Origin of the sequence: Arthrobacter subterraneus (assembly GCF_900099735.1) — a bacterium.
Classification (GTDB): Bacteria; Actinomycetota; Actinomycetes; order Actinomycetales; family Micrococcaceae; genus Arthrobacter_D; species Arthrobacter_D subterraneus.
On the sequence record NZ_FNDT01000034.1, the window covers coordinates 1 to 15,473 of the forward strand.

Annotated in this window: 18 protein-coding genes; 1 reads left to right on the forward strand and 17 read right to left on the reverse strand. The window is 62.5% G+C overall.

Going from position 1 to position 15,473, the window contains the following annotated elements:
• Positions 1–36 precede the first annotated feature (36 nt).
• The 17 genes from BLS52_RS17395 to BLS52_RS17475 all read right to left on the reverse strand — a co-directional run bounded on the left by BLS52_RS17395 (position 37) and on the right by BLS52_RS17475 (position 14,550).
• Positions 37–216 carry a helix-turn-helix transcriptional regulator gene (locus BLS52_RS17395; RefSeq protein WP_090588405.1) on the reverse strand — a complete coding sequence of 60 codons (180 nt, stop codon included), beginning with the start codon at positions 214–216 and terminating at the stop codon, positions 37–39.
• A 176-nt stretch (positions 217–392) separates the two neighbouring features.
• The gene (locus BLS52_RS17400; protein WP_090588407.1) at positions 393–1,034 is read right to left on the reverse strand and encodes a DNA-binding protein; all 642 of its coding nucleotides are present in this window, start codon (positions 1,032–1,034) and stop codon (positions 393–395) included.
• Positions 1,035–1,104: 70 nt separating this feature from the next.
• Entirely contained in the window at positions 1,105–1,608 is a 504-nt protein-coding gene (locus tag BLS52_RS17405; protein ID WP_090588429.1) for a single-stranded DNA-binding protein, read from the reverse strand.
• 72 nt (positions 1,609–1,680) lie between these two features.
• A complete protein-coding gene (locus BLS52_RS17410; protein ID WP_090588409.1) occupies positions 1,681–1,953 on the reverse strand; it encodes a glutaredoxin family protein in 273 nt (90 codons plus the stop codon).
• A 39-nt stretch (positions 1,954–1,992) separates the two neighbouring features.
• On the reverse strand, positions 1,993–3,081 hold the full coding sequence (locus BLS52_RS17415) for a helicase associated domain-containing protein (RefSeq protein ID WP_090588410.1): 1,089 nt from the start codon (positions 3,079–3,081) through the stop codon (positions 1,993–1,995).
• A 31-nt stretch (positions 3,082–3,112) separates the two neighbouring features.
• The gene (locus BLS52_RS18595; protein WP_175460227.1) at positions 3,113–3,283 is read right to left on the reverse strand and encodes a hypothetical protein; all 171 of its coding nucleotides are present in this window, start codon (positions 3,281–3,283) and stop codon (positions 3,113–3,115) included.
• A 202-nt stretch (positions 3,284–3,485) separates the two neighbouring features.
• Positions 3,486–4,517, reverse strand: coding sequence for a DUF4192 domain-containing protein (locus BLS52_RS17420; protein WP_090588412.1), 1,032 nt, complete (start codon positions 4,515–4,517; stop codon positions 3,486–3,488).
• Positions 4,518–4,968: 451 nt separating this feature from the next.
• Positions 4,969–5,400 (reverse strand): hypothetical protein, encoded by a 432-nt coding sequence (locus tag BLS52_RS17425; RefSeq protein ID WP_090588414.1) that lies wholly within the window; start codon positions 5,398–5,400, stop codon positions 4,969–4,971.
• Between the two features lie 19 nt (positions 5,401–5,419).
• Complete coding sequence (locus BLS52_RS17430; protein WP_139186317.1) at positions 5,420–5,641, reverse strand: hypothetical protein; 222 nt, start codon at positions 5,639–5,641, stop codon at positions 5,420–5,422.
• A gap of 449 nt (positions 5,642–6,090) precedes the next feature.
• A complete protein-coding gene (locus BLS52_RS17435) occupies positions 6,091–7,116 on the reverse strand; it encodes a chromosome partitioning protein ParB (protein WP_175460228.1) in 1,026 nt (341 codons plus the stop codon).
• Positions 7,117–7,174: 58 nt separating this feature from the next.
• Positions 7,175–7,654: a hypothetical protein gene (locus BLS52_RS18715; RefSeq protein ID WP_217636793.1), complete on the reverse strand. Its 480-nt coding sequence runs from the start codon at positions 7,652–7,654 to the stop codon at positions 7,175–7,177.
• Positions 7,655–8,584 carry a ParA family protein gene (locus BLS52_RS17445; protein WP_090588419.1) on the reverse strand — a complete coding sequence of 310 codons (930 nt, stop codon included), beginning with the start codon at positions 8,582–8,584 and terminating at the stop codon, positions 7,655–7,657.
• 339 nt (positions 8,585–8,923) lie between these two features.
• Positions 8,924–10,534, reverse strand: coding sequence for a hypothetical protein (locus BLS52_RS17450; RefSeq protein WP_245702929.1), 1,611 nt, complete (start codon positions 10,532–10,534; stop codon positions 8,924–8,926).
• Positions 10,535–11,199: 665 nt separating this feature from the next.
• Positions 11,200–12,573: a P-loop NTPase family protein gene (locus BLS52_RS17460; protein WP_090588423.1), complete on the reverse strand. Its 1,374-nt coding sequence runs from the start codon at positions 12,571–12,573 to the stop codon at positions 11,200–11,202.
• 70 nt (positions 12,574–12,643) lie between these two features.
• Entirely contained in the window at positions 12,644–13,153 is a 510-nt protein-coding gene (locus BLS52_RS17465; RefSeq protein WP_245702930.1) for a hypothetical protein, read from the reverse strand.
• A 75-nt stretch (positions 13,154–13,228) separates the two neighbouring features.
• On the reverse strand, positions 13,229–14,296 hold the full coding sequence (locus BLS52_RS17470) for a CHAP domain-containing protein (RefSeq protein WP_090588426.1): 1,068 nt from the start codon (positions 14,294–14,296) through the stop codon (positions 13,229–13,231).
• A 23-nt stretch (positions 14,297–14,319) separates the two neighbouring features.
• Positions 14,320–14,550: a helix-turn-helix domain-containing protein gene (locus tag BLS52_RS17475; protein ID WP_090588428.1), complete on the reverse strand. Its 231-nt coding sequence runs from the start codon at positions 14,548–14,550 to the stop codon at positions 14,320–14,322.
• A gap of 141 nt (positions 14,551–14,691) precedes the next feature.
• On the opposite strand from BLS52_RS17475, the gene BLS52_RS19080 reads away from it, so the two are divergent.
• The gene (locus BLS52_RS19080) at positions 14,692–15,288 is read left to right on the forward strand and encodes a DUF6668 family protein (protein ID WP_342707477.1); all 597 of its coding nucleotides are present in this window, start codon (positions 14,692–14,694) and stop codon (positions 15,286–15,288) included.
• Positions 15,289–15,473 lie beyond the last annotated feature (185 nt).

Sequence of the window (15,473 nt, forward strand, 5' to 3'; positions counted from 1 at the left end):
AATCACGGAAAGACGGGCTAGGAACGCTTTCGCAGGTCAAGCACAGAAAGACTCGGCAAACACGACCCGAAACTTAAGATAACCGCGGCCGCCGATCTGGATTGCCGGCAGATCACCACAGCTGATCAGCGCCCGGACCTGGGATTCGCTCGTGGTCAGTTCGGCTGCGACGTCCTTGATGGTCAGGAAGCGTGGGCCCGGGTGTTCTGCGCTCACAATGGTTTCCCCTCAAGATGCCAAGAAGTGTGTGTGGTGGGGCCGGGTACTGCACCACACAGCGCCCGGCCCCGGTTTTCCCTGCAAAAAGGAAATCTATTCGGCTCGGTGCTTCTCTTCATTCCGGCTCCGCCGACCTGATGCGCCGGCAACGCCGCAATGGTGAGCCGCATTGGTTACCGGCGGGGTTTCTTTGTGTCCTCCGGGGTGATGCGTTGAATCAGGGCGTCGTGGGTTTGCTGCAGGGTTTCGGCGCGGGCGCGGGCGGCGGCGAGGTCATTGGCGAGGGTGCCGGTTTCGGCCCGTGCGGTGGCGGCGTCTTCGTCTGCCTGGGCTGCCCGGGCGTCTGCAGCGGTGGCCCGTTCGGCGGCGGCGGCGAGCTCGGCTTTCAGGGCCGCGGTTTCGGTGGCGTGTTCGGTGGTGATCCGGTCCAGGTCCGCGACGAGTTCGGCCAGTTCGGTGTCCTTGTCCTGGCTATCCTTGGCCCAGCGGGCTTCCACGGCGGCGTGCTGCTCCGCGGCCAGGGCCACGGCGTCGGCCCACACGGCGCCGGCCAACCTTGCGGCCTGCTCCAGGAGCGGCTGCGGTGTGACGGCGATGTGTGAGCCCGCGGCCGCTTTCTCCTCACGCCAGGCCTTCAGGTACCGGGTCGCGTCGGCGTTGCTGACCCCGGCGGCTTCCCGGACGCTGGAGACGGTCGGATTGCGCTCGGCGCTGATCTTTTCCGCCGCGGCATACACCCGCTCCCTCGGCGAGGTCCCCGAGCCGGCCAGGGTTACTGGGGCCGGTGGTGCGGTGGAAGCCGGTGCGTCAACCATTCGAAACTCCTTGAGTAGTAGGAATAGTAGCAATACTACTACTATTCCTACTATTACGCTAGATCTGCTTCTAGAAGGGCGGCTCGGCGGCATCGGGTGCGTTGCCCCAGCCGCGGCTGCTGCCCGCGTTCGCTGGCGCTCCCCACGGGTCGTTCTGCCCGCCCTGGGTGCCGGAGGCTGCCTGGACTCCCCCGCCGTCGCCGGTGGGGCGTTGGGTTCGGTTGATTTTCGCCGAGGCGTAGCGCAAGGACGGGCCGACCTCATCGACCTCGAGCTCCATGACGGTGCGCTTCTCGCCTTCCTTGGTGTCGTAGGAGCGGGACTTCAGCCGGCCCTGGGCGATGACGCGGGTCCCTTTGGTCAGGCTCTCGGCGACGTTCTCAGCGGATTCCCGCCACACACTGCAGCGCAGGAAGAGGGTTTCCCCGTCTTTCCATTCGTTGGATTGCCGGTCGAAGGTGCGCGGCGTGGAGGCGATGGTGAAGTTCGCGACCGCCGAACCCGAGGGGGTGAAGCGGAGCTCGGGGTCTGCGGTGAGGTTCCCGATGACGGTGATGGTGGTTTCGCCTGCCATGATGATCAACTGCCTTTCCTGGTTGTGCTGCTACCCGTTACGTCGGGTGAGTAAATGAGTAATTGAGTAGGTCTACTTCGAAGCGGTGGCCAGTGCGATGACGTGCCTGATCTTGGTGGGGTTCAGCCCGGACCAGTGATCCTCCGTACCGTCCCTCTCGTACACGACGACCGGTGCCTGCGAGTAGCCGAGCCCACCCTCTGCTGGATCACCGGTGATGTAGTCCAGGGCTGCCGGGGTGCTGGAAATGTCCACGATCTGCGGGATGAGTCCTGCGTCCTGGAACTTCTCGATGGTCTTCCGGCAGGGGAAGCACCCTGGTTTGGTGTAGATGGTCAGGCTCATAGCATTCAGTCCTTGGTTACGTATCGGTTGTAGTGAGAGTCAACTGCTGTACTGCTGGGTCCATCCTGAGGTTTCCCTCTGACACTTCAGGGCCTTCACCCGGGATCCCCGAGGGTTCCCCCGCCTGCTCGATGGGAACCGGAACACGGAAACAGAGAAACACTGGATCTCCCTGTCTCGGGCCTTCATGTCCCTGCCCTTTATGTCTCCTCCTCCCCCGTCGTTTTTTGCCTGCTGGCAAGCTCGCTTGCTTGCCCCCGACGCAGCAGTGCTCAACCCGGAGGGCCAGTGCCCGCAGCGGGAATGTGGGAGGAAATAAGCGACCCGCAGGGAGCGCCGGACATCATTGCTGTGCGGGTGTGGCCGGCCTTGGGCCGGTTGACGCTGCGGAGCGGGGCGCATAATCCGTAGGACAGCAGCAAAAATCAGTGTGTGCCGTCTCAGCCCGAGCGCAGCGAGGCCCGCGTGGTGTTCCAGCCCCGGGACGGTCAGGTCGAGGGTGTCCCGCCTGTCGAGTGTGAGCTTGCCGGCGCGGGCTTTGGCGCGTTGGGTTTGAATCCAGACGTCCAAGGTTGCCTCGAGCGCGGTCGCGTCCTCGTTGTCGCGGTGCGGCATCCGCCCGGTGTCCTGGATGAACTGCAGCAGCTGGGCGTGGATGGTGCGCCAGTGGGTTCCCCGGTTCCCGAGGGCGTTGCCTTGCCAGTTCCCGAGCTGGTCCAGCCGGTTGGCTTGGTCTGGTGTGAGCCGGCCGCGGGTGTGGCGGGTGCGTTGCCAGCGGACCCACTTGTAGAGCCGGCGTTCGGCCAGGTCATCCGAGAGCTGCTGCGGGAACCGACCGGTACGGGTGATGAGGTCATGCAGCTCGGTGTACCGGTCGTCCCAGGACGGCCGCGGCGCGGCCTCCTGCCAGCCGGGTGGTGGGAGGGTGGGCTGGTCGTGGACGAGTAGCCGGCGACCGGCCAGGGTCGGGTCGCGGCGTTCCTGGGTGCGGATGTGGAGGCGGACTTTTTCGTATTTGACCCTGCAGAGCCGCGAGATTTGCCGCAGGCTCAACCCACGGACGTACATGAGGGTCCATTCCTCGCGGGAGGTCGCCGGCCCCCACTCGCGGGCATCAGCATCGTTCATCACGCTAAGGAGTACCGGGCGGTTCGGGCTTTTAGTCGTCGGGCCAGAGGTCGCTGCTGGGCCGGTCCCAGGTGAAGTTCACCGGCCCGATTAGAGCAGCACCGAGCGGCATGGCCTGAGTGAGGGCTTCCTCGACGGCGCTGCCCGGCGGCTCGTAGGCGACCTGGTGGGCCGAGTGGACGAAGTCTGTGTTGTTGTTCATCTGATTTCCCCCTGAAACTGGCTTTCTTTGGGGTTACTGTACCGGGGCCGGTGGTGCGGTCACGGGGTTTGAGGTGGTGTGCGGGTGTCGTGTGAACTGCGGCGGCCGGCGGAGCGAAGCGGGGGAGGCCGCCGCCGCGCATCCTGGGAACGCCAGCGGGGGCAGGGAACCTGCGCGGCTCCCTGCCCGCTCCCCTGCCGGGTTAGCGCTGGTAGGCGGTGTGCTGGTTGGTGACGCATTCGGGCAGGGTGCCGGTGTTCACGAGCTGGGTCAGCAGTCCGGAGAGCGTGTGCTCGGGGTCGGTGTCCTGCGCCTTGGTGAGGTATTGGGCGGCGATGGAGGACCGGCCTTTGTACCAGTGGACCCAGCCGAGGAACGCGAACAAGGGTGCGCGGGCTTCGGGCGGGGTGAACCGGAACAACTCGATGAGCAGTTCTTGGGTCGCGTCGACGTGTTCCCAGTCCGGGGTCCCGGTGTATCGGCCGATGACGACGGCGGCGAAGGTTTCTGGGTCATCGTCGGTGCTGATGGTGTCGGCGATGATCCGGTCCCGTACTGCGGGGGTGTGCAGGGCTGCGATGAGTTGCAGGGCGGTGGCTTTGGTGGGTTCGGTGCCGAGGGTTTCCTGCCACAGTGCCCGGTTCTCGGTCATCACGGGGGCGGTCCAGTCAGCGGGGTCCTCGATCACCCATCCGGTGATGGTGTCGGCGATCCAGTCAAGGTTCGCGTTGTCTCCGGTGAATGCGGGGTCGGTGACGGTTTCGCGTGTCGCGTTGGATCCCTCAAAGACCATGCGGGCACTCAGTGCGCTGTCGGTGATTTCTTCCAACGATCGCGGGGAACAGCAGTCCGCGTCCTCACAGAAGTAGGTCACCCACTCGGTAGAGCTGACGAGCCAACTATCTGCCACTGGCATTCCTGCCGCGTCCAGCATTGCCTCAACGGCCGCCGCGTACTGACTGTAGGGCTTGGTCCCGTCGATGGTGGTCTGGTCGGTGTAGACGACGAGCAGCACACCGTCAGCGGCGACGTCGTTGGACAGGTAACCCAGGACTGCTTGCGCGAACAGTGCTGGTTCAGTGTCCTGTGGGGCGTCGATGCGCAAAGTGGCGCCGAGCCGCTTGCCCTGCAGGGTCAGGAACACGAACGACTCGCGCGGGGCGAAGCCGAGGACGTGCGGGATGTAGGCCAAGATGTCGGCCGGGGACGAGACAGTGATCGGGGTTGCACTCATGATGTGTTGCTCCTTGGTCGCAGGGATTGGGGCTTCAGGCTGTGGTGGTCCAGCAGTTGCCCTCTCCCCCGTCGTTGTTTTGCCTGCTGGCAAGCTCGCTTGCTTGTGCCCGACGGAGCCGGGTCAACCCCGCAGGGGCAAGGGAGCGGAAAGTCCGGTAAGGAAATAAGTGACGCAGGAGCGCCGTCCGGACTTTCCGGGCCCGCAGCAGCGCAGCTGTTGAACCGGTGGAGCGGGCACGCATAATCCGTAGGACAGCAGCAAAAAAACCAAAGAACTCTGCCGGCGGTGACGAAGGAGCCGCCGGCCCTCTGAGCCCGGAGCGGTAGCGGAGGTCCGTTTCCTGGTGCGAGCGAGCGAGTCACCAGGCTCCTCTCGCCTGGGCCGGCTCCGTCCGGGCCGGGCAGCGGCACCCCCGCCACCAGATGGTGACGAGGGCACCCGCGTCGGGTCAGCTGGTCCAGTCGTAGGGCAGGCGGTCCCCGCTGGGTAGTTCGGCGGCGGTTTCGGGCAGGTTCTCGGGGCCGTGGGATTGGCCGTTCTTCCAGTGGAAGAACACCTCTTCGGTGATCGCTTCGAAGCAGTGTTCCTGGGAGCGGAACCAGCGCGTGCTGGTGTCGCCCTCAACGTAGGTGCCGTACCCGAACAACTCGCCCTCCTCGTCGCGGTGCCGTGCCACGGTGAAGATGATGTAGGGCCAGGCGCCGGCGTCCCATCCTTCACTTGCCCAGCTGGGCAGTGCCACCCAGCCCGAACCCGGGAGGGTGTCCATCCAGTCGTACCCATCCCCTGCCCGGTCATCGGCGGGCAGTTCGGGGACTGTGACGGTTTCTTCGGTATCGGCGGTGACGGTGCGGGCCACCGTGCGTGTGCGCGTGCTCATGGTGGTGTCCTTCCGATGGTTAGCGAGTGATCAGGCCGGTGGCGGTGTCGATGGTGAACCGTGCACGGGCGCGGTCCCGGTGCGGGCTGTCCCCACTGAGCAGCAGGTTCCCGGCGGTGAGTTTCCCCGGTTCCCGGTACTCGATGACTTCCCGCAGTTCCTGCACAGGTGCGGTGTGTCCGGCGATGTTCACGGTGCGGCCCGTGGGCGGGGCGAGGACGAATGAGGTTTTCATTGGCATGCGTGGTGCTCCTTGGTCGCAGGATGTGGGGTTGTGGGCTGTGGTGGTCCAGCAGTGGCCCTCTCCCCCGTCGTTGTTTTGCCTGCTGGCGGAGCATCGCGTAGCTGTGCCTGACGGAACCGGGTCAACCCCGCAAGGGGCAAGGGCACAGGCAAGGGTGGGAGGAAATAAGCGACCCTGGGAGCGCCGACACCCTTACCTGGGCACGCAGCAGCGTCAGCTGTTGACCGGGTGGAGCAGGCACACACAATCCGAAGGACAGCAGCAAAACAAGAAGAAAAGTCAGCGGGTGCGACGCCAGGAGCGCCCCGGTCTACAGCCCGCCAGCGCAGCGGAGGACCGCTTCCAGATGCGAGCGAGCGAGACACCAGGATCCCCTCGCCTGGGCCGGCTCCGTCCGGACCGGCAGCACCCCCACCGCGGACGATGAGGGTGCCACTCCCCTTCAACTAGGACGCTTCGGCGTACTGGGTTTCCTCAGCGATCAGTTCTTGCTCGTCCTCGTGCACGTCCTCGAACGTCTCGGTGTCGGTGGCACTGGTTTCTGTGTTCACGGTTTCCTGTGGTTCTGTGTTTCCGTGGCTAGTGATGATGGTTTCCACGTCGCTGAGGGTGTAGCCCCACGTGGCGAGCTGGTTGAGATAGTGCTTGGCGGTGTTGGACGGGTTACGCCATGCGGCGCGGGACAGGCTCTTCTCGAACCCGGCGAGGACCACGGCGAGGACGTTGGTTTCGTGCTTGGCCGTGGGCTTGCCGGTGATCGTTGCCAGCGACCCGTACCCGTCGGAGGCTCCGAGCAGTTCGGCGGCGAATCCACTGTGCTTGGAGAGCCCGTCAGCGACCGTGTACCCGTACGCTCCCATGGACTGGGCGACGAATTTGAGGGCTCCCTTTGGGGCGGTCTTGGCTTTCAGGAGCTTCTTGAGAAATTCGACGCGGACGGTTTCGGCGGCGTCCCATGCTTTGTTGTTCTCGATCACGGTGCGTCGTTCGGCTTTTTCCTCCTCGGTCATCTTCCCTGAGCGGGTGGCACCGGGCTTGGTGAACCCGGCGGCTTTCCAGCCGGTGTTGAAGTAGGACACGCTCACGTTCCCGGTGTAGGACCAGCCGATGTGGGCGGCGTCCGCGTCCTCCACGGTGAGCTGTTCCCCCTCGGCGGTGCGCAGGTCGCGAATGTTCGCGATCGGTCCCTTGTAGTCCCAGTAGGTGACTTCCACACCCACGATTTCCAGTCCCTGGGCTTCTGCCTCTGTAGTGGCTTCGGCGATCAGGGCGGCGCGTTTCCGGTCATCGCGCAGGCGCTGGGCGGTGTGGTCGAAGCTGTGCGGGTTCTCGGCCGCTACCTGTTCCAGTGCGGTGATGGCGTCCTCGTCACCGGTGAATTCCTCGATGACGGCGGCCATGTCCAGCGTCATTCCCTTGGCCAGTGCCGCTGTCGCGGTGTCGTCGGCGCGGACTTTCAGCGCCGATTCCACGGTGGTTTTCTTCGCCCCGGTCTTCGCTTCTCCTCGTCAGGATTGCGTTGTAGCGCGTTCAGCGGCCGATGCGGCGCGGTTCCAAACCTAAGCCCTGGGCTATTGCTTCTTCGCTTGCCCCACGGATTTCGTTCTCGCGTTGAAGGAGTAGGTCGATGGCGACGCGGATGAGGGTGTTGTCGGTGATGCGTTCACCGACTGTGCTGCCGTTCGGCAGGCGCCGTTCGCTGTTGAGCCGCCGGGTAAGCATGGTTAGCGCGTCGGCTTGTTCAACGTGGATGCGGGCTTCGCGTCGCTGCAGTTGCAGGTACTTCGGAACTGCCAGACTTACAGAGTCTGTAGTTACGGAGTCGGAAGCTGTAAGGGATTCAGGGGGCGACGCAATACCTTCTCGCTCGGAAGCAGGGAGAGACTTCGAAGTATCTTCGCGCTGGACAGGCGCTGGTCGGTTGGCTTTGATGAGGCGATCAACGCCGGCCACCTTGGTGGCTTTGGGTGTCAGGCCGGTGAGGGTGCGTCGAGTTGGTTGAGTGGTCATCTAGCTCTCCGCTCCGGTTGCGCCAGTTGGGATTGAGGTCGCTTCGCTTTCGGTGATTCGAGCGACGACTTCTTCCCCGAGTGCTTGGAAGTCTTCGGCGACTCCGACCGCACTTTTGGAGCGCGGTCCATCATGTTGTTGGCCACTCCCCCGCCGCAGCTCCCACCATTTAGGGGCGGCGAGTACTGCTTCCTCCAACTCGAAAGCGAGCAGGCCACGTTCGCGGCTTTCCTGCGCGGCTGCTTCGGCATGGCGGATGGCCGTCTCGAAGATTGGCGCACCGGAACCCAAGTCCTGGCGGATCGCCTCTCGGGCGCTTTCGGATACCCGCCTGGCTGAGCGGTTGACGCCGAAGAGAACGATGCCGAGGAGGTCCAAGTCAGGGTTGATGGTAACAACCGCATCCAGGCGCCGTGCGACATCCCGAAGTCCCTTACGGGAGGATGCGTCTGTTTTGACTGGGATCAACGCCCATCGTGCTGCAGCTAGGGCAGCTTGCTGGAGGGTTTCCTGGCCAGGAGGACAGTCAATGAAGATGAGGTCGTAGTTCTCGGCCAAACCTTCGAGGCCTTGAGCGAGAGCAGCTTTGGCTGTGGCGGGGTCCTTCTGGGCTTTCAGGGTCAGACCCGCTGCTGCCATGTCCAGGTGGGATCCACCCATGAGGACGTCCAGGTTCTCCCTGATACCGCGGGCCGGCTGCGCCTCAGAACCGAAGACGAGCGTCTGAGCGAGGGCCATCCCATCATCGTTCGCATCGGCGTCCGTATAGCCGAGCTCCTCGGCAAGGTTTCCTTGCGGGTCCATGTCGACCAGCAACACCCGGTATCCGCTTGCAGCCAGCATGCCGCCGATGTTTGCGGCAATGGTTGTCTTTCCGACACCGCCTTTGCCGTTCACTATCGCAATGACGCGATCTAATCCTCGTGACATGTTTCCTCCTTGGTGTCATCGTCTCGGTTCGGGGCGGATACATGAAGGAGGCGCGCCGGTAGTCTGTGAATCGCGTACTGCGTTACTAACAGAGTCCGTAAGTACCTTTACGCCATCGTTGTGAATGTGCCTGGTCCAGTTCCGTCGGCGAGCCGGCCGGAACTCTGTTTGGTCCGAGAATCGTGGCGGCGGCGAGTAGGGAGCAGCCGCTCGCAAAATAACGCCACTAACAGAGTGACGCAGTACGGCAGTACGTCACTAAACAATCAGCCCCGCAGTCCGTGACTCTGTTAGTCCGTGATTCACGGACTAACAGAGTCACCAATGGTTGAGGAGGAGCTACGCTGCGGACCATAGCGAAAGCTGCAGTTCCTCCTCACCGCATGGAGGAATCCAGTAATCCTCGGACTCAGGGTCATAGAAGTCCGATTCGCCTACGGTGCCGTCGTTGTGTCGGTCTAGCCAGGCGTGCCATTGAGCTCGTTCCTTGCGGTACCTGCTGATTTGGTGTTGGCGCTCGATCGTTGTCCCAAGCCGTTCGGCCAGGTCGGACAGGTTGGTTGTGGCGACGATTTCCCACCGACCGTGATGTCTGCGAAGCATTCGGAGATTTTCCATCTCCGCAAGTGCAGTTGTGACGGCGTTTCGGGAGAACCCTGTGGTGCGTACCAATTCCGCCGTGGTTGGGGAGTGCCGGCCTCGTTCAATGGCCTCGTACGCGAGTGCCGCTAGGTCTCCGAGGACGCGAAATACCGGTCTAATAGCGTGGATTTTTCCTTTGCGCCAAGTGAGCTGTCGAGCGGTCGTTTCGTATTCCTGGGGGAGGTGAATCAGGTAGCTATCGGCGTTCTTTCCACGGCCACGTTCGATGCGAGTGAGGATGCCCGCTGTTGCATGCTCAAGAACGGGCAGAAGTCGAGCAATCGTCACATGATCCTTGCCGAGTGCAACTGCGAATGTACGGCAGCCGACATCGAGAACATCGGTCTGATTGGTTCGCATGTAACCCAGGACTGCTCGAAACAGGAACTTGAGGCTTATTCCTAACCGTCCGTATTGGGCAAACCTCGAATCAAGGGTTGCGTACAGAATGTTTTCGAGATCGTTGACGAGCTGGTTGAGCGAGGCTGAGGTGGGATCTGTTGCCCCCCCTGTGAGTTTTGTAGGGCTTGTGTTGTAGTTATGGGCACTCTTCTGGTGATGTGTTCGGGAGGGTTTTTTCTCTGTAATCCACGAGGTTGCTTTGTTCCATTCGGTGGCGAGCAGGCGGTCTGCCTTGGTGCCGTAGAGGGCAGTAAGGCCGGCATAGGGTCCGTTCATGCCGGTGCGTACCTGGTCCAGCGTCCAGTTGCAGGCTGCGAAGTGGTTCAGGACGGCCATGCGGGCTTCGGAATCAGAGGCGTAGCGCTCGGTGTCGTAGAGGCCTGTAAGGGCTACTGAGCGCAGCGGTGAGTGCCGTCCGCTTCGGGTTGTACTGGTTCCGTGCGTTGCGCGGGGTTGGCTAGGTATCGAGCGTTGTGTACGTCGACGTGCGGCGTGAAGTCTGAGCATTTCAGGGGCCAATATCTGGCGCAGTGCGCTGATGGCACTGGTTGGGTTTCGCCTTTTCAGGGTGTCGTACGCTTCCGCCAGCGGTGTGAGCAGCACTTGGTGGCCACCGTATTTGTGGGCGGAGCCGGGTACACGGATACAGCCGTCGGTGATGTTCTGGTGTGGTCCTGGGTCGAGGCTTGCGGCGCGGAACATCAGTGCTTCGATCAGTTCGCGTGCTTCAGCCGCTGGCAGGGACTCCTGCAGGGGCACGTAGATGTGCCGTCCACCGCTGGGGGAGAAGTCTTCGAGGTAACGGATACCAGCCTCGTTGAGAAGCGCGCCCAGCTTGTCCGCGTCATCATCCACGACGGCTTTGCGTGCCTTCGAAGTGTCCAGATCGAGGCACAGCGTGCGCACTGATCCATCGGTCCCGTGTACGAGCACGGCCGCGGGAGCCCGAGGTACAGTCCTGGTGATGGGTGAGGGTGTGCGGGTGCGTGGGTATTGGAAGCGGTCGCCAGTCCAGCGTCCGGTTCGATATACCGGTTGTCCCGCGATCAGCGGCGCTAGTACCCACGCATCGCTGGGGGATATCTCACGGCGTGGCGCAAGCGAATCTGGTGAGCCCAAAGGCATCCGGTGTACACTCTCTACTAGGTTATGGAACCCGAAAACGGGTGACGTGATTGGAGCCCTTCACCCGGCGCCGGCAAGCAATGGGGTGTAGAGCTGAATAACTTGATATGAAGGCCCGCCTACGGCGGGCCTTCTGCTTTAACTGGCCCTAGCGATAGGCAAGGCCTCCTGGTGGCTAATCTGGTCGATTTCAACCGTGGACAAGTGCTGATGGAGCAGTTCCGCGACGTACTCGCTAACGGTGGTTCCTTTAGCTTCAACCACGTCGGCCAGTTTTACGGCGTCGGCGATGGGAAGGCGCGCACCGATGAGATGACGTTCGCCTTTAGTAGGTCGCTGTCGTCTAGTACGTCCGGGAAGAGCCATAACCCCGATTCTTGCGTTAACTGTTACAGCTTCCGCGGAGGGCCGCAGCGTGTCGCACCTATTTTTGGGTCGCATACCGCTCAGAGGCCTTGCGCGACGGCGGCGGCAGCCGCGAGCCAGGCACGTTGTGTAGCGGGTTTGAGGGCTGCGTGGCGGATGCGGCCAGCTTTGAGTGCCTGGTCATAAGGGACTGTGACGACGCGGCGCACGAGGGGTTCGAAACCTGCGGCGATGCGGCGGGCTTCGTCAGTGTCCTCGGGCTTCCACTGGGAGATGATGACGACGGCGTTTTCAGCGAGTTTGGCTGAGTGCTCATCCCTTGCTGCGAGGGTTTGCAGGGTGAGCTTCGCAGCTTCGGCGCGGTCCTCCATGGTCGTTGTGGGGATGACGAGCTGGTTGGTGTGGGTGATCATGGCCCGCCAGTTCGCAGCACGGGCGGTGTTGCCGGAATCCATGACGATCATGCGGTAATACTTCGCGGCCACGGAGTGCACTGAGTCTACTTCGTCAGCGGAGATTTCGTGGTCGCCTTCGTCGTTTTCATCAGAGCGCAGTACGTCGTACTTGTCCTCGGTCTGGTGGTGTACGTAGTGCGCCAGCAGGGCGTTGTGGGCAAGAGGGGAGAGCAGCTGCTCTTTATCGCGCAGCAGATCCAGCACACTCGATGAGTGGGGGCCTTGCTCGGTGCGCCAGCCCAAGGTGCCCTGGTTCTCGTTGTTGTCCCACGCGAGGACTCCACCGCCGCCGTAACGGGCGAACACAGCGGCCAGGGCCGCAACGGTGGGGGTCTTGTTCGCACCGCCCTTGCGGTTCACCACGGCGATAGTGCGCGGGCCGGGCCAGTGCTGGGAAACAGCGTGGATATCGGCGCGTTCGGCCAGCTCAGTTTCGGAAGGAGTCATGCGGATCCCCAAGCGTGTCAGGAAGCCGCGGAACCCCTGGGTGGCTGGCTGCACCACCGGATCGCTAATCAGGAAGGAGGTTTCCTTCAAGCTGCGGCGGGAAAGAACTTCAGGCGCTGGAGCGGGCACTGAGGACGGGACGGAGGTTATCGGCGGCTCAGGGGCGCTGGAAGGCTCCTGCGCGAACGATTCTTTGTCTTCGGTTCCTTCTTCATCGATGTGGACGATGGTCGGCGGTGATGGTGTGCTGACGGGCTTTTCGGCACGGCGTCTGCGGCCTTTGGTCTCAGCTGTAACTTCGTCAATGTTCCCGTCAGGATGCACGACGAGTTCACCGTCGCCTTCGGGGCCTTCGGTGTAGACGCGTACCGGGCGGCTGAGCACTCCGGCTAGGTCAGTGACAATCGTCAGGGCCTCGCGGCGCAGTGCGGTTTCATCGGAGGCGTCGATGGGCCGGGAGTTCCCTGCGATCACGACTTCTCCTGTGCCGTTGGCGCGAACTATGGCCCGGATATGGGGGAAGGTCGAGACTTCGGTCTGGCTGGTGGTCATGGTGATGTTTTTCCTTACGTCAGAGGCGGACCGGTAAGAGTCGGTTGATTCGTTCTAGTGGTCGTTCTGCTTAGTTGGCACCTTCGGGCGGGTAGAGCCGGTTTACCTTCCACGGCTCATCCTGACCCTGGCGGAGCAGCTGCACCCTGTAGTCGCCTATGTCGGTGGGTACGGTAGCGATGACACCGAAGCCGTTGGCTTCATCGATCTCCAAGGTGGCGGGGCCGGTCACTTCGGTGACTGGCACGTTCGCCGGGTCTACCGACGAGTAGGAAACGGTGGCGTCAGGGGTGAGCCAGCGGGCGAAGTCATTGGCCCATTGCGTTTCCTCAACCTCGGGGCGGGCAAAATCGCGCATGGCGTTCACGGCAACCTCTTTGGCTGCCTCCTCAGCTTCGGGGGTCCATTCCGGATTCTCGGGAACGTCCGTATCGGGTGCCTGCGGGCCGCCTCCGACGCTGTGTGAGGGCGTGTAGGTGCTGGTGGGGGGCGGTTCGGGCGTGGGGGAGTCCTCATTGGTGGCGCCGGTCCTGTCACCGCTGAAACATGCTGTGCAGAGCAGCACCGCTGCGGCTGTCACACCTAAGGTGCTGGCCCGTAGAAACGTCTTACGGGTCTGACTGGCTGTGTAGTGAGTCATGGTCGCGTGTTCTCCTTAGTCGTCGCCGGGAAAGTAGAGGTAGGCGCTGACCTCGCCTGGCTGAATGTTGCGGGTGCTGTACTGGTGATCGTTCGGCGGTGCCATGCCGTTGTATTCCTCGATCGCCACGGTGCCGTCGTCGTTGATTCCAGCGACAATGGCGACGTGTCCGACCGCACCGGCTCCGCCGACGTTGGCCGCGTAGTAGGCCACGGCACCGACTTCTGGTTCTTGTCCGGTGTCCCAGCCTTGACGGTGCCAGGCGTTGATCCACGTTTCGGCGTTCCCGAGGGCAAGGTCTGAGTTGTGGAACTTCCACGGTTCGCTAGTGACCCCGGCCATGGCGTTCAGCCGCCAGAGGGCAAAGTCAGTGCATTCCCGGTTGTACATGCCCAGTGAGGAGACTGCCCCTGGTGGGCAGGTTCCACCAATCGCGCAGAAGGGGGCGTTCGGCCAAGGCAGGTCGTCACCTTCACCGCCGAGCTGCGGTCCACCGGAAAGGCAGGTTTCGAGTCCTTCAATGTCAGCGACGGCGGCAACGACGTCGATAGCGTCGGCCCAGTACGGCTCGTAGTGGAAGGGATCGGCGTTGCGCTGGGCTTTGTGGGCGGCTTCGGTGGGGGAGAGGGATTCCCAGCCTTCGACTTTTTGGAGTGCTTTGAAGAAGTTGGTCGCGCTCGTGGCGGGGTCCATACGGTCTTCGTAAGATCCCCACGCGCCGTTATCGCGCTGCTGGAAGAGGCCACGACTATCCGGGCCGGCTCCGTCGCCACGGTCGAGGACCTGGAGGCTCGATTCACCCATGGCGGTCATGACGCCGATGGTCTGGCCCTTGACACTGAGATTCAGTGCCTTGCCCGCGCTGACAATCAGGGCGGCGTTGACGAGCTGTTCACCGGAGTATCCGGCGACGGACTCTGTTGGAAGGTCCCCAGGAACTATGTCTGAACTGTTTGTGGGGGTGCAGTCATTCGCGGAGGCCGGCTGTTCTGTGCCGCCCAAAAGCACCACCAACAGAATCAGTCCAAAAAACAACGCCGGCACCACTGCCAGCGCTGCGTAAAAGAGACCTTTTGACTTCAAACCGTTCCCCCATGGTCGGCTACTTACTCGCGGTTCTGGTTAGAACCTTCCTGCAATTTGGCTTTCAGGTCCTCCCGCAGAATGATCCAGTTGTTTCCCAGCCGGTAGGCCGGGATGGTTCCTTCTTTGAGGTACTTGTAGGTCGTTTTGATGGTGATACCCAGAATCTCTGCCGCTTCTTCCGGCGACAGCTTCTCGGCATAAGGCGCGAAGAGTGCGTCGAGGTCACTCACTTCCCCACCAACTACCAGCATGGATAAACCATACAACTCTAGTTCCTAAAAACATAACTTGGTTCCTTCGAATGCCCATGGAGTGATACTTTTACTTGTGGCAGCCGCCCGTGACTGTCACCTTCGCTAACTAGAATCATCTCTGATTCGGAAGGGGGACATATGAATCAGCAGCGGAATGCCTGGATTGCAGCCGTAACACCGGCTCCAACAAAGGTCGAGAACGAGCCTGTAGCAGTTCCGCTACCACCATTGACGGGTGCCGCTCTACCTCAGAAAGGCATTCCTGAACCTGACGCCGCAGACCGGTTACCACGGCGGTACGTGTCCGGTTCAGCCTCGTTATGGATCGTAGGTGTCCACGGGGGAGCGGGAGAAAGCGCGGTAACGCGTTTGATCGACGGGTCCCGTTCCACGCAGCACACCTGGCCAGCACTTGAGGATGCGGGGATGCCTCCCCTTGTTCTGCTGGTCTGCCGGTCCAATATGAACGGGCTAGAAGCGGCACGGCGGGCGCTCATCGAGTGGGCCGCGCCGCAAGCACCACAGGTGGAACTTCTGGGGCTGGCCGTACTGGCTGACGCTCCGGGAAAACTCCCCAAAGAACTCCGCGACTTGGAAACCATTGTCGGCGGGGGAGCACCGCGCCTCTGGCATCTGCCATGGGTGGAAGCCTGGCGGACAGGCGACGTGGCACCAGAACGACTGCCACGCGAAACCCGCAAATTCATCACCGAAGTCAATTCACTGCTGCCCTGAAACCGGGCAGCGGCGCCGCCTCTGATTGAAAGGTCTCACCATGCTCCACACAGCAGCCCTCACCCTCCAGATCTCGGCTGTAGACATCCTCGCCCAAGTGCCAAACCCCGGCGGGGGTGAAGCCCCTCCCGGTTCAGAAGGACTACTCACCATCCTGAAGTGGGCCGCATGGATCGCCCTCGCCC

Excerpts from the sequence above, each read along its gene's own strand:
- BLS52_RS17410 (WP_090588409.1), bottom strand. The coding sequence starts at position 1,953 with ATGAGCCTGACCATCTACACCAAACCAGGGTGCTTCCCCTGCCGGAAG.
- BLS52_RS17415 (WP_090588410.1), bottom strand. The coding sequence starts at position 3,081 with ATGAACGATGCTGATGCCCGCGAGTGGGGGCCGGCGACCTCCCGCGAG.
- BLS52_RS17430 (WP_139186317.1), bottom strand. The coding sequence starts at position 5,641 with ATGCCAATGAAAACCTCATTCGTCCTCGCCCCGCCCACGGGCCGCACC.
- BLS52_RS19080 (WP_342707477.1), top strand. The coding sequence starts at position 14,692 with ATGAATCAGCAGCGGAATGCCTGGATTGCAGCCGTAACACCGGCTCCA.
- BLS52_RS17405 (WP_090588429.1), bottom strand. The coding sequence starts at position 1,608 with ATGGCAGGCGAAACCACCATCACCGTCATCGGGAACCTCACCGCAGAC.
- BLS52_RS17475 (WP_090588428.1), bottom strand. The coding sequence starts at position 14,550 with ATGCTGGTAGTTGGTGGGGAAGTGAGTGACCTCGACGCACTCTTCGCG.
- BLS52_RS18715 (WP_217636793.1), bottom strand. The coding sequence starts at position 7,654 with ATGACCACTCAACCAACTCGACGCACCCTCACCGGCCTGACACCCAAA.
- BLS52_RS17460 (WP_090588423.1), bottom strand. The coding sequence starts at position 12,573 with ATGACCACCAGCCAGACCGAAGTCTCGACCTTCCCCCATATCCGGGCC.
- BLS52_RS17425 (WP_090588414.1), bottom strand. The coding sequence starts at position 5,400 with ATGAGCACGCGCACACGCACGGTGGCCCGCACCGTCACCGCCGATACC.
- BLS52_RS17420 (WP_090588412.1), bottom strand. The coding sequence starts at position 4,517 with ATGAGTGCAACCCCGATCACTGTCTCGTCCCCGGCCGACATCTTGGCC.
- BLS52_RS17445 (WP_090588419.1), bottom strand. The coding sequence starts at position 8,584 with ATGTCACGAGGATTAGATCGCGTCATTGCGATAGTGAACGGCAAAGGC.
- BLS52_RS17400 (WP_090588407.1), bottom strand. The coding sequence starts at position 1,034 with ATGGTTGACGCACCGGCTTCCACCGCACCACCGGCCCCAGTAACCCTG.
- BLS52_RS18595 (WP_175460227.1), bottom strand. The coding sequence starts at position 3,283 with ATGAACAACAACACAGACTTCGTCCACTCGGCCCACCAGGTCGCCTAC.